A 12,399-nucleotide genomic window follows, 5' to 3' on the forward strand; every position below is an offset into this window, starting at 1 on the left:
CACGTGAAACAGCCCACCCCGCCCCGCGCCCTCACTCCGTGGGAACGGAATCCACCTCGGCCCGCTCGCGCGGCACCCCTTGCTCGTCGGAGCCGATGGTGCGGCGCAGCGCCTCATGGAGCTTGGTCGGGGTGAGGACGCCCAGGAAACGGTGGCCGTCCAGCACCGCGATCCAGCCCGCGTCATGCTTCAGCATCTCGCTGAAGGCTGCCTTGAGCGTGCTGCTCACCGGCACCCAGGCCTCCATCCGGCGGGCATGACCGGCGACCGTGCCCGCCACCGCGGCCAGTTCCTCCGTGCCCGCCCAGCCGTGCAGTGCGCCCTCCTCGTCGAGCACCACCGCCCAGCGGGCGCCCTCGGCCCGCAGCCGTCTTCCGGCGTCCGCCGCCGGTTCGCCGAGCCGCACGAGCGGAGGGCGTTCGAGGTCGCCACGGTCGATCCCGGTGACCGAGAGCTGCTTCAACGCGCGGTCGGTGCCGACGAATTCGGCGACATAGGGGGTGGCGGGGGCGCCGAGGACGCTCGCGGGGGTGTCGTACTGCTCGATCCGGCCCTCCCCGTAGACCGCGATCCGGTCGCCGAGCCGGATGGCCTCCTCGATGTCATGGGTGACCAGCAGCACCGTCTTGTGCAGGGTGGCCTGCAGCCGCAGGAATTCCTTCTGCAGCCGGTCGCGGACGACCGGGTCGACCGCGCCGAACGGCTCGTCCATCAACAGCACCGGCGGGTCGGCGGCGAGCGCACGGGCCACCCCGACCCGCTGACGCTGGCCACCGGAGAGCTGGTCGGGGTAGCGCGAGCCGTGGACCGCCGGGTCCAGGCCCACCAGGTGCAGGAGTTCGGCGGCCCGCTCGCGGGCCCTGGCCTTCTTCCAGCCGGTCAGAAAGGGCACGGTGGCGGTGTTGTCGAGGACGGTGCGGTGGGGGAAGAGGCCGGTCTGCTGGATGACATAGCCGATCCGGCGGCGCAGGGCGACCGGGTCGACCCCGGCGACGTCCGCACCGTCGACGGAGATCCGGCCGTGGGTGGGGTCGATGAGCCGGTTGACCATCATCATGGTCGTCGTCTTGCCGCAGCCGGACGGTCCGACCAGCGTCACCAACTCCCCCTCTCCGACCTCGAAGGAGAGGTCGTCGACGGCGGTGGTCCCGTCGGGGTAGCGCTTGGTGACGGACTCGAACCGGATCATTGCGCCATTGAATCCCGCGGGGTGCGAACCGACCCGTCACACGGGCAATCGGGTGGCCGCCGGCGCCGGGGACGTACGGGCCGGGCCGACGGCCCGTGCGGACGCGTCCCGTCGAACGGGGGGCCGGACAGCCCCGGTGCGCGGGGCCGTACGAGTTGCTTCCGCCGCACCGCCTCTCCTCCTGCCGCGTCCGGCCCCACCGGCGTGCTTACGATCCCCTTCGGCCACCGTTCGGAAGGGTGGAAGGGAACGCCACGATGAGAGCCGTAGCAGTCAGCGCATTCGGTGAGAAGCCGCAGCTCATGGATCTTCCACAGCCCGAACCAGGGCCCGGTGAGGTTCTGGTGCGGCTGTCCGCCGCCGGACTCAACCCCGTCGACTGGAAGCTCGCCGACGGCATGTTCGGCGATGCCGTGCCGGCGGCCTTCCCCCTGGTCCTGGGGTCGGACGGGGCGGGCGAGGTCCTGGCGATCGGGAACGGCGTACGGCGATTCACCGTCGGCGACGCGGTGTTCGGCCAGTTCCAGCGGCCGGAGCAGGGCGGCGGTTCCTACTGCGAGCTCGCCGTCACCGACGAGAGCCGCCTCGCGCACGCCGCCCGGAGCGTCACCTACGCCACGTCCGCGGGACTGCCGACGGCCGGCATGACCGCGTACAACCTGGTCGAGGAGACCCGGGTCACCGAGGGCACCCGGGTGCTGGTCGTCGGTGCGACCGGCGGCGTCGGCACCTTCGTCACCCAGCTCGCGGCCGGCCGCGGCGCCGAGGTGATCGCCACCGCGCGCCCGTCGAAGGCGGAGCTGATGCGGACCCTGGGCGCCGCGGAGACCGTCGACCACGCCGCGGGCCCGCTCGCCGACCAGGTCCTGGCGGCCCATCCGGACGGCGTCGACGTGCTGATCGACATGGTCGGCGGGCCCGCCGAGTTCCGCGAGCTGACCCGGACCGTACGCGACGGCGGGACGGCCGTCTCGCTCCTCGGCTCGGCCGACGCCGATGAGCTGACCGACAACAACCTGCGCGGCTTCAACTTCGTCAACCGCCCCTCCCCGCAGTTGCTGGAGATCCTTGCCGGCCAGGTCGACGCGGGCCGGCTGACGGTCCTCGTGGGACGCGAGGTCTCGTTGGAGGAGGCGCCGGAAGCCTTGGAAGCCAGCCGCAGCGGCCGGGCACAGGGCAAGACGGTCCTGGCGATCTGAGCGGACTCAGGGCCCGGCGGCGTCGCGGGCGAGCCGACGGGCCCGCAGCGTCCGGGCCGCCGGCGGACCCGCCGCGGCCAGCGCCGCGGTCAGCGTGCCGGCGCCGACGATCAGCCAGACGCCGGTGAGCAACGGACCGGTGAGCGCATCGGCGTAGGCGCCCGCGGCGGGCCGGGAGATCACGGCGGGCAGCGCCTCCAGCGCCCGGTCGCGGACCAGCGCGAGCGCGGCGGCCAGCAGGGCGGCGGCCGCCGCGCAGCCCAGCCCCGTACAGATCAGCGCCCGCCGCCGCTGCCGCGCCAGCAGCAGCCCGCCGGTCAGGCACAGCGCCGCGGCGGGCGGCAACAGCAGCGCCCCGGTCCGCACGACCCGGTAAACGGCCCGTATCCGCGGCACGTCCGGTGCCTTCAGCAGCACGATCTCCACCCCGGCCCGCGGCACCCGGCGGAGGAGGTCCAGGCCCATGCCGTTGTGCGACAGCTGACGCTTGACCCGTTCCACGACCGGTGTGAGATCGAGGGTGACCGCGGAGCGGCCGGAGGCGGTCAGACTGCCGTCCAGGCTCCGGTGGGCGGTCCGGTGCACCCCGTTCCACACCGCGGGAAAGCCGCGCCCGGTGACGACCTGCCGTACCTGCGTGGCCACGAACTGGCGCAGGCCGCGGGTGAAGTGCTTGCGCAGCGCGGGACGCTCGGCGCGCGGGACGGCGTCCAGCAGCCCGTCGAGCCGGACATGCGCCATCACCCCGTCCGTCACATCGTCGACGACCGCGTGCTGCACGGCGGGGTTCTGGGCCAGCGGTGCCACCGCCGCCACATAGCTGTCGGTCTCGGTCAGCTCGGCCCGCGCCCAGGTCGCCGCCAGCCCCATCGGCAGCAGCAACGCCCCGCACAGCAGCAGCACCCCGCCGGCCACCGCCCGCCCGCGCCGCCATGGCGACCGCTCCCGCTCCGGCACCCGCCCGCCGGGGTGTAGGGGAGCGTTCGCCGACATCGCGTCTGGTCCTTCCTGCCCGGCGGACCCATGGACCGGCCGGGCGCGGGACGTCCCCCCGCAGCGCGCTCCACGGCCTGCTTCCAGGCAAGTGCGAACCCTCGCCGCCCGCGAGCGGGGCCGGTGCCAACGGGTGACCCGGCGGGCGGCTCCGGCTCCGGCGCCGGGTGACCCGGCGGGCGGCCGTGGGCTCAGCGCGGCCCATGGGTTCAGCGCGCCGCGGCGCCGCGCCGCCGCCGTACCGCCCGCACCACTCCCGGCCCGAGCAGCGCGGCGGCCGCGGCAGCCGCCGCCCACCACCCCCAGGCGTCGCCGGCCCCGGCGTCCGCATGCGTCTCCGGCAGGTCGTCCAGATCGCCGGAGCAGGCCGTGGGGGCGAAGGATTCGTCCACGTAGACACAGACCGTGGCGGCGGCACGCAGGGTGCCGGGGGCGGCGCTGCCGGTGCGGCCGGCCCGGTCGCCGAGCACGGCCGTGGCGGTGAACACCTGGATGTCGTGCGCGGGCAGATCGGAGCGCCAGATCACCTTCTGCCGGCCCACGCCGCGCCCTTCGACGGTGGCGCCGGCCGCGGTGGCGGAGGTCGTGGTGGCCGGCATCTCCTGCTCGATGCGGGCCCGGTGGACGGCGGTGGGGCCCAGGTTGTGCACGGTGATGCGGTAGTCGAGCCGTTTTCCGGCCTCGGCGTCGTCCCGGCCGTCGGTCACCGCCACCGTCACCGAGACGGCGGGGGGCGCCGGGGCGTACCCGGCGGCGGGCAGCGCGTGCGGGACGTACGCGGTGCCGGGCAGGGCCTGTGCGACGTACCCGGCGGCGGGCGGTGCCTGCGGGGCGTACGCGGCGGCGGACGGTCCGGGGAGCGTGGCGGCGCACAGCAGCGCGCAGACAACGGCGGTTCTCATGTCGTCATCCGAGCACCGCGGCCCCCGTCACCGGCGGCAGGCGGCCTTCTCCCGGGCCGGGTTCACCCGAGTGAGGGGCCGTGGCCGCCGCCCCTCACCCGGGCGGTGGCCACCGCTCAACGCCGGTGCGGTCCCGACCGGTGCACCGGACCATGGGAGTCCTCGCAATGGCCGGCCTCCTCCTGCGCGCCGGCCCCGGGCCGCGGCCCCAGTGTCAGCACGTCGTCGGGCGAGCCCTGTTCGCCGACGTGGTCGACCTGGAGGGTGGCGTGGCTGATGCCGTACTCGCCGCTCAGCAGCTCCTGCAGACCGCGGCGGACCTTGTGGCAGTCGCCGCCCGGCGCCACCAGGATGTGCGCCGAGAGCGCCGGCTGCCCGGAGGTGATCTGCCAGATGTGCAGATCGTGCACCTCGACGACCTCGTCCGTGGCGACCAGACGCTCGCCCAGCGCGTCCGGGTCGACACCGGCCGGTGCGGCCTCCATGAAGATCCGCCCGGATTCGCGCACCAGCCCCGTACCGGCCCGCAGCATCAGCGCGACGACCACCAGCGAGGCGATCGCATCCGCCCGCTCGAAGCCCGTCGTCAGCACGATCAGACCGGCGAGCGCGGTGGCGACGAAGCCGAACAGGTCGGTGAGGATGTGCTGGTAGGCACCCTCGACGTTCAGGCTGGAGCGGTTGGCGCGGGACAGCAGCCAGGTGCAGATCAGGTTCACCACGATCCCGGACAGCGCGGTGACCAGCACCAGTCCGCCGGTCACCGCGGGCGGCGAGATCAGCCGCTGGACCGCCTCGTACGCCAGCCAGACCGACAGCAGCAGCAGGGTGATGCCATTGGCCTGTGCGGAGAGGATTTCGGCGCGCTTGAGGCCGTAGGTGTACCCGCCGCGCGCGGGCCGTGCCGCCAGCCGCATCGCGACCAGGGCCAGCACGATCGAGACCGCGTCGGTGAGCATGTGGGCGGCGTCCGAGATCAGTGCCAGGGACTGCGCCAGGACACCGATGACGACCTCGACCGCCATGTACGCGGTGAGCAGCAGGAGCGCGCTGCGCAGCCAGCGCCGGTCGGCGTCCGGTGCGACCCCGTGGGCGTGGCTGTGGCTGTGCCCGTGGCTGTGGGCGTGCTCGGTCATGGGCGCGCTCCTTCCTGGCTCCCTGCTGCGAAGCAAACCGCACTTCAGCAAAAGATCCAAAGGCTGCATCGGTGACCGTTGTCATTACCGTCGAACGGCCTATCGTGCCTGGTCAGAGCGGTGCGGACGGAATGGGGAGCGGGGCCGGGAAACGGAATTCGGATGTCCGCTCCCGGCTGGCGTGGGAAGCCGCCGGGGCGTGTGCGCCCGGGTAGCATCCGGCGCTATGAGCGCTACGGGCGAGACCGTGCGGCCCGCACCCGGCAAGGGCCAGATCCTGGCGGTACTCGGCCTGCTGGCCGCCGTCGCGATCCTGTACGGGTACCACGACGGCCTCCCCTTCTGGCTGGGTGCCCTGACCGGCGTGGTCGCCGTGCTCGGCTACCTGGTCTGCTTCGACTCCCCGCGCGGCATCTGGCAGTGGCTGCCGGCCGGGGTGGGTTTCTGCGCGGCGTTCCTGTTCGCGTGGCAGTTCCTGCTCGTGGTGCTGGGGTGAGCGAACGGGTCCGTCCCGCGGGTTGAGCCAGGGGCAGGGGCCGCCGCGCGGGTCGACCGGGGCAAAGCGGCCCCCGCGCGGGTTGACCGGGGGGCAGCGGGACCGCGTGAGACGACCGGTCAGTAAAGTTCGGCTCCCGTCCCCCGGACCGGTGCCCCTTCGTCGTCTTCGCCGTCGACGGGTTCCCCGGCTCCGGTCCCTCCCGACCTCTGAGGTACTCGGCAGTGAGCCCCGCACCACCCGCCCCGGCCGCTCCTGAACCCGTGTCCGTCGTCGGCATCGGGGCCGATGGCTGGGACGGACTGCCCGCCGCCTCCCGGCAGGCCCTGCAACGGGCCGAGGTGCTGATCGGCGGCCCCCGCCAGCTCGCGCTGCTGCCCGGCGAGTGCGGCGGCGAGCGCGTCCCGTGGCCCTCCCCCCTGCGCCCCGCCGTCCCCGGACTGCTCGCCGCGCACGCCGGGCGCCGGGTGTGCGTGCTGGCCAGCGGCGATCCGATGTTCCACGGCATCGGGCGGACCCTGACCGAGGTGCTGGCGGAAGCGGAAGGGGCAGCGGGATCGGAAGGGGAAGCGGAAGCGGCCGCGGCGACCTCGCAAAAGCCCCAGCAGCCCCAGCAGCCCCAGCAGTCCGGGCAGACACAGCAGTCCGGGCAGACCCAGTCACCCCACCCGCCCCGCCTCCGGATCTTCCCCCACCCCTCCTCCGTCTCCTACGCCTGCGCCCGCCTCGGCTGGCCGCTGGAGGACACCGAGGTCATCACGCTCGTCGGGCGGCCCGCCGAAAATCTGGCCCGCGCGCTGTACGACGGCCACCGCCTGCTGGTGCTGTCCGCCGGTGCCGGCACCCCCGCCGAGGTCGCCGCCCTGCTGCGCGCCCACGGCTTCGGCCCGACCCGGATGCGCGTACTGGAACAACTCGGCGGCCCCCGGGAACACACGGCCGAGGGCACCGCCGACGGCTGGGACGCGCCGCCCGCCGACCCCCTCAACGTCATCGCCCTCGACTGCCGGCGCGCGCCCGGCACCCCGCCGCTGTCCACCGTTCCCGGCCTCCCCGACGCCGCCTACGAACACGACGGCCAGCTCACCAAGCGCCATGTCCGCGCCGCCACCCTCGCCGCGCTGGCGCCCGCCCCCGGCGAACTCCTGTGGGACATCGGCGGCGGCTCCGGCTCCATCGCCATCGAGTGGCTGCGCGCGCACCGCACCTGCCGCGCCATCGGCGTCGAGCGGGACGCCGTACGGGCCGAGCGGATCGGCCGCAATGCGCGCTCGCTCGGCGTCCCCGCGCTGCGCGTCGTCCACGGCTCCGCGCCCGCTGCCCTGGACGGACTGCCGACGCCGGACGCGGTGTTCATCGGCGGCGGGCTGACCGCCCCCGGCCTGCTGGCCGCGTGCTGGGAGGCGTTGCCCGCGGGCGGCCGCATCGTCGCGAACACCGTGACGCTGGAGTCCGAGGCACAGCTCGCCGACTGCCACCGGCAGTACGGCGGCGAACTGGTCCGGCTCGCGGTCGCCCATGCGGTGCCGGTCGGCGGCTTCACGGGCTGGCGGCAGGCGATGCCGGTCACCCAGTGGTCGGCCGTGAAGCCGTGGCCGGCCGTGCAGCCGCCGGCCGCCTTCCCGGCCACCTCCCCGTCCCCGTCCTCCCGCCCCCAGGAGACCGAGCAACCATGACCGTCCACTTCATCGGCGCGGGTCCCGGCGCCGCCGACCTGATCACCGTGCGCGGCGCCCGTACGCTCGCCTCCTGCGGGGTCTGCCTCTACGCGGGCAGCCTGGTGCCGCGGGAGCTGCTTGCCGAGTGCCCGCCCGGCGCCCGGCTCATCGACACCGCTCAGCTGGACCTCGACACCATCACCGCCGAGATGGTCCGCGCCCACGAGGAGGGCCACGACGTCGCCCGGCTGCACTCCGGCGACCCGTCCGTCTTCAGCGCGGTCGCCGAGCAGATGCGCAGGCTGGACGCGGCCGGGGTGCCGTACGACGTGGTGCCGGGTGTGCCCGCGTTCGCCGCGGCCGCCGCCGCCCTGGGGCGCGAGCTGACCGTCCCCACCGTCGGCCAGACCGTCATCCTCACCCGCGTCGCCCAGCGCGCCACCCCCATGCCCGAGGGCGAGGACCTGGCCACCCTCGGCCGCAGCGGTGCGCTGCTGGTCCTCCACCTGGCCGCGATGTACGTCGACCGGGTCGTCGACGAGCTCCTGCCGCACTACGGCGCCGACTGCCCGGCAGCCGTCGTCGCCATGGCCTCCCGCCCCGATGAACTGGTCCTGCGCGGCACCCTCGCCGACATCGCGGGACAGGTGAAGGCCGCGGGCGTGGTCCGTACGGCCGTCATCATGGTCGGCCGCACGCTGGGCGCCGAGCAGTTCCGCGACAGCCACCTCTATTCGGCGGACCGGGAACGGCCGCACGGAGGGTGCGGGGCAGATGGGGTCGGTGCAGGTGGGGGCGAAGGCGGTGCACAGGACTCCGTGCCCGCTCCGGCCGACGCTCCCTGAATATCAGGGCAGACGCAGACGCAGACGCAGACGCAGACACAGACGCAGACGCAGACACAAAGACGCAGACACAACGACGCAGACGCACCGGAGCCCCGGGACGGAAGGTCCCGGGGCTCCGGTGCGTCCTGCTGATGCGGGACGTGCCGGCCTCAGAGGCTGGTGGCGTGCACCGCGCCCATGACGGAGCCGGCGACCTGCGCAGAGGCACCCTCGGGGGAGACCGACGCGCCGGCGCCGAGGAAGCCGCCGACGTTGGCGGAGACGCCGTGCCCGGCGATCTCGGCACCCGTGTTGGCGCCGCCGGCGACGAGACCACCGGAGATGTTCTCGAGCTCGCTGTCGGAGATCTCCGTGGCGGCGGTGAAGTCGTTGCGCATGGTGTGCCCTTTTCGTTAATGCTGTGGATTCTGAACCAATGCAGGCCGAATTGTGGAGCAATCCGTCCGCAACACGGGCGCCTGGCACCGGGCACCGGAAACCGGACACCGGGGGAATGACGCGCGTAATGGCGTCCGCGTGTTCATGAAATGCAATCACGGAGAGGGGTTTCGCGGCAACTCTCCGACTGGTTTTCCGGCGGCGCGAAATTCGGCGCCACAACCGCCCTGACGTGCGCCTTTGTCCGGTTCTTGCCTGATGGGGCGCACCGGGTATCCACCGAGTGGGATGGCGTGAGATGTCTGCATTTTCCGCGTAACACGGGTTGTGGCGCGGGTTGTCATGCCGGTTGCCGCAGGGATGATGAATTCACGCCGAAGCCCTGAAATGCCCTTTGGTTTGCCGGGGGTGCGGCACGTCCCTGGCAGGGGCGGTCGCAGTCGCGCTTTCAGTTTCCGCTTTCCGGCTTTGGTTTATGGGTTTTCGGTGAAGGTTCCGCACCGAAAGGCGGCACATCCGTTTACGGGCGCCCGTTCGCTGCGCGGCCGCTGCCTGCCCACGGCCTGTCCTCGGACCTGGTCCCGGGCCTGAAGCCCGGCCCCGTCAGGCCCGGTCTCCCCGGGCCCGTCCGGCTGACCATGCGACCGCATAGGGGTGAATGTCCGTTACTCGGCTCCCGGGGGCCGGTAAGGAAGCTGCGACGCCCAAGGGGGGCCGAGCAAAGGAGTGCGCCACGATGCGTACCAGACTGGCCGCCGGTGCGGTCGGCGCCGCCGTCCTGCTGACGCTCTTCGGCGGCAACGTCGCCGGGGCCGACGGCAGGGACCACACCACGCAGGCGACGGCGGCGGACACCCCGGCACAGACGCCCGACAGCTCACCGTGGATGCACGAGCGTCCGGCCACGACGAACGACCGGCCGCTCCGGGTGAACACCCGTCCGGTAGGGCGCTACGACCGCGGGCAAGCCGGCTTCGACCGCAACGGCCGGTTCCGCGACAACCCGCTGCTGCTGACCTCCTGTGCCCTCGGCACGGCGCTGGGCAGGATCACCGGCCGCGGCAACGACTGCGTGGCCAGCCGGTACGGGCTGCGTACCTGACGGGTGCGGGGAGGCGGGGGGAACCCTTCACCGGACCGGCCCTCCCTGACGGGCTTCCCCCGGTCCCCGTGGCTCCGCCCGCCCCACCACCATGCCCGCCCGGTCGATGCAGATGACATCGACCGCGACGGGCGCCCCGCGCAGCACGGCCAGCGACTCGTCCCGCGCCGTCGCCGCCACCAGATCCCCCAGCGGAACGTCCGCCGCGGCGCACAACTGCAGTGCCGCCAGGCCCGTGTTGGCCTCGGCCACCGCCTGCGCCAGCGCCTCGTCCGCGCCGCCCCGCCGGGCGAGCTCCGCCAGGAACCCCTTGTCGACCTGGGACCGCGCGGAGTGCAGATCCAGATGCCCGGCCGCCAGCTTGGACAGCTTGGCGAACCCGCCGCAGATGGTCAGCCGCTCCACGGGATGGCGCCGGATGTACTTCAGCACCGCCCCCGCGAAGTCCCCCATGTCCAGCAGCGCGTCCTCGGGCAGGTGGTGCAGGGCGACGGCGACCTTCTCCGACGTCGAGCCCGTACACCCGGCCACATGCCGCCGCCCCGCCGCCCGCGCCACGTCCACACCGCGCCGGATGGAGTCGATCCAGGCCGAGCAGGAGTACGGCACCACGATCCCGGTGGTCCCCAGGATCGACAGCCCGCCCAGAATCCCCAGCCGCGGATTCCAGGTGCTCCGGGCGATCTCCTCCCCGTGATCGACGGAGATCTCCACCTCGACGTCGGCCGCCGCCCCCGGACCGCCGTACCGTGCCGCGACCTCGGCCAGATGCTCCCGCATCATCTGCCGCGGTACGGGATTGACCGCCGGCTCGCCCACGTCCAGCGGCAGACCGGGCCGGGTCACCGTTCCGACCCCGGGCCCGGCCCTGAACACGACCCCCGACCCGGCCGGCAGCGCCCGCACGGTGGCCCGGACGAGCGCCCCGTGGGTCACGTCGGGATCGTCGCCCGCGTCCTTCACCACCCCGGCCATGGCGGCCGTACGCCCCGGCGCCGGCCCTTCCTCTGTCAGCTCCTCCACCGCCAGCGCGAAGGACGGCGTCTGCCCCTTCGGCAGGGTGATCGTCACGGGGTCGGGAAATTCGCCGCTCAGCAGCGCCGTGTACGCGGCCGTGCTCGCCGCCGTTGCACAGGCCCCGGTCGTCCAGCCGTGCCGCAGCCCGGTGTGCGCGAGCTGCGCGCTGCGCCCGCCCACGGCCTTGCCCGTACCCTGCGGCCCGGTACGGCCCTCACCCGTACGCCCCGTACCCTGCGGTTGCGATTCAGCCACGGAGGAACCCACATCCCATGCCCGACGCAGCCCGCCCGCCGCGCCACGTACTCATCCTCGGCGGCACGACGGAGGCCCGCCGCCTGGCCGCCGCCCTGGCGGTGGAGCCCGCGCTGCGCGTGACGACCTCGCTCGCCGGCCGGGTCGCCGCGCCGCGGCTGCCCGCCGGGGAGGTCCGCATCGGCGGTTTCGGCGGCCCCGAGGGCCAGGCCCGCTGGCTGCGGGAGCACGCGGTGGACGCGCTCATCGACGCCACCCATCCTTTCGCCGACACGATCAGTCACAACGCGGCCGTGGCCGCCGCCACCGCCCATGTTCCCCTGCTCGCCCTCCGCAGGCCCGGCTGGGTACCGGGACCCGGCGACTCCTGGCACCAGGTCACCTCCCTGGACGAGGCCGCCGCCGCCCTCCCCGCCCTCGGCACCCGCATCTTCCTCACCACGGGCCGCATGGGCCTCGCCCACTTCGCCCACCTCACCGGCCTCTGGTTCCTCGTCCGCTCCGTCGACGCCCCCGAGCCGCCGCACCCGCCCCGGATGACGACCCTCCTGGACCGCGGCCCGTTCACCCTGGACGGCGAACGGCAGCTCCTCCGGGACCACCGCATCGACGTCCTGGTGACCAAGGACAGCGGCGCCGCCGCCACCGCCGCCAAGCTGACGGCGGCGCGGGAGGCCGGGCTGCCCGTAGTGGTCGTACGGCGCCCGCCGCTGCCGGAAGGGGTGCCGGTGGCGGCGGACCCGGACGAGGCCGTGCACTGGATCCGCCGCCTTTTCAGCGAGGCCAATGCACGCTGAAGTGATTGGCCTCGCGGACCCTTTTCGCTAATTCCGCGCGGCGTTTTGCCGATTCGGCGGGCTCGTCATCACGGCGGTCGTTTGCCTCTTCCCCGCCGGACTCGCAGGCACTCGCGAATTCGCCCTCCTCCGCGCTCATGAGGCGGACGCCCGCACCGCGTCCGCAAGCCGCCGTGCCACCTCCGGGGTACACCGGCCCAGCTCCACGAGCGGCCGCGGAAAGTGATCCGCCAGCGAGACCGGGTCCACGGCCAGCGACGGAAGGGTGATGCCCGCCCCCTTCAGTGCCGCCCGCAGCTCGCCGCACGCCTGCTCCGCGTCCCTGCGCTTCCCGGCCGCCGGACCGCGCTCCGCCATTCCCATTCCCATTTCCTCTTTTCCTCTTCCTCTTTCCAGGTTCGAGTCCTGACTGGGCTGCGACAGCCCTTT

At 73.7% G+C, this 12,399-nt stretch carries 13 protein-coding genes; 6 read left to right on the top strand and 7 right to left on the bottom strand.

Going from position 1 to position 12,399, the window contains the following annotated elements; genetic code table 11:
- Window positions 1-31: 31 nt before the first annotated feature.
- A complete protein-coding gene (locus ABZ851_RS02920; protein WP_361121177.1) occupies window positions 32-1,189 on the bottom strand; it encodes a betaine/proline/choline family ABC transporter ATP-binding protein in 1,158 nt (385 codons plus the stop codon).
- A gap of 302 nt (window positions 1,190-1,491) precedes the next feature.
- On the opposite strand from ABZ851_RS02920, the gene ABZ851_RS02925 reads away from it, so the two are divergent.
- On the top strand, window positions 1,492-2,388 hold the full coding sequence (locus tag ABZ851_RS02925; RefSeq protein WP_361121180.1) for an NADP-dependent oxidoreductase: 897 nt from the start codon (window positions 1,492-1,494) through the stop codon (window positions 2,386-2,388).
- A gap of 6 nt (window positions 2,389-2,394) precedes the next feature.
- Here ABZ851_RS02925 and ABZ851_RS02930 read toward each other — a convergent pair whose 3' ends face one another.
- The 3 genes from ABZ851_RS02930 to ABZ851_RS02940 form a co-directional block, all read right to left on the bottom strand.
- Window positions 2,395-3,381: a hypothetical protein gene (locus ABZ851_RS02930; protein WP_361121183.1), complete on the bottom strand. Its 987-nt coding sequence runs from the start codon at window positions 3,379-3,381 to the stop codon at window positions 2,395-2,397.
- Window positions 3,382-3,590: 209 nt separating this feature from the next.
- Entirely contained in the window at window positions 3,591-4,283 is a 693-nt protein-coding gene (locus tag ABZ851_RS02935) for a hypothetical protein (protein WP_361121186.1), read from the bottom strand.
- Between the two features lie 116 nt (window positions 4,284-4,399).
- A complete protein-coding gene (locus ABZ851_RS02940) occupies window positions 4,400-5,419 on the bottom strand; it encodes a cation diffusion facilitator family transporter (RefSeq protein ID WP_361121189.1) in 1,020 nt (339 codons plus the stop codon).
- Window positions 5,420-5,645: 226 nt separating this feature from the next.
- Between ABZ851_RS02940 and ABZ851_RS02945 the strand changes: the two genes are divergently transcribed.
- The 3 genes from ABZ851_RS02945 to cobM all read left to right on the top strand — a co-directional run bounded on the left by ABZ851_RS02945 (window position 5,646) and on the right by cobM (window position 8,418).
- On the top strand, window positions 5,646-5,915 hold the full coding sequence (locus ABZ851_RS02945) for a hypothetical protein (protein WP_256331427.1): 270 nt from the start codon (window positions 5,646-5,648) through the stop codon (window positions 5,913-5,915).
- Window positions 5,916-6,139: 224 nt separating this feature from the next.
- Window positions 6,140-7,591 carry a precorrin-6Y C5,15-methyltransferase (decarboxylating) subunit CbiT gene (gene cbiT / locus ABZ851_RS02950; protein WP_361121192.1) on the top strand — a complete coding sequence of 484 codons (1,452 nt, stop codon included), beginning with the start codon at window positions 6,140-6,142 and terminating at the stop codon, window positions 7,589-7,591.
- Window positions 7,588-8,418, top strand: a complete 831-nt coding sequence (gene cobM, locus ABZ851_RS02955) for a precorrin-4 C(11)-methyltransferase (RefSeq protein ID WP_361121195.1) — start codon at window positions 7,588-7,590, stop codon at window positions 8,416-8,418. The genes cbiT and cobM overlap by 4 nt, the downstream gene beginning before the upstream one ends.
- Before the next feature lie 152 nt (window positions 8,419-8,570).
- Here the strand turns inward: cobM and ABZ851_RS02960 are convergent, their stop codons facing one another.
- The gene (locus tag ABZ851_RS02960; RefSeq protein ID WP_361121198.1) at window positions 8,571-8,798 is read right to left on the bottom strand and encodes a bacteriocin; all 228 of its coding nucleotides are present in this window, start codon (window positions 8,796-8,798) and stop codon (window positions 8,571-8,573) included.
- Between the two features lie 737 nt (window positions 8,799-9,535).
- On the opposite strand from ABZ851_RS02960, the gene ABZ851_RS02965 reads away from it, so the two are divergent.
- Complete coding sequence (locus tag ABZ851_RS02965) at window positions 9,536-9,901, top strand: hypothetical protein (protein ID WP_361121201.1); 366 nt, start codon at window positions 9,536-9,538, stop codon at window positions 9,899-9,901.
- A 27-nt stretch (window positions 9,902-9,928) separates the two neighbouring features.
- Here ABZ851_RS02965 and ABZ851_RS02970 read toward each other — a convergent pair whose 3' ends face one another.
- Window positions 9,929-11,098, bottom strand: coding sequence for a cobalt-precorrin-5B (C(1))-methyltransferase (locus ABZ851_RS02970; RefSeq protein WP_361121797.1), 1,170 nt, complete (start codon window positions 11,096-11,098; stop codon window positions 9,929-9,931).
- A 92-nt stretch (window positions 11,099-11,190) separates the two neighbouring features.
- Here ABZ851_RS02970 and ABZ851_RS02975 point away from each other — a divergent pair, with 92 nt between their 5' ends.
- On the top strand, window positions 11,191-11,970 hold the full coding sequence (locus ABZ851_RS02975) for a cobalt-precorrin-6A reductase (RefSeq protein WP_361121204.1): 780 nt from the start codon (window positions 11,191-11,193) through the stop codon (window positions 11,968-11,970).
- Between the two features lie 135 nt (window positions 11,971-12,105).
- On the opposite strand, the gene ABZ851_RS02980 is transcribed toward ABZ851_RS02975, so the two are convergent.
- Window positions 12,106-12,333, bottom strand: coding sequence for a hypothetical protein (locus tag ABZ851_RS02980; protein ID WP_361121800.1), 228 nt, complete (start codon window positions 12,331-12,333; stop codon window positions 12,106-12,108).
- Window positions 12,334-12,399 lie beyond the last annotated feature (66 nt).

It is taken from the genome of Streptomyces sp. NPDC047049, assembly GCF_040643995.1.
GTDB classification, from domain to species: Bacteria; Actinomycetota; Actinomycetes; order Streptomycetales; family Streptomycetaceae; genus Streptomyces; species Streptomyces mooreae.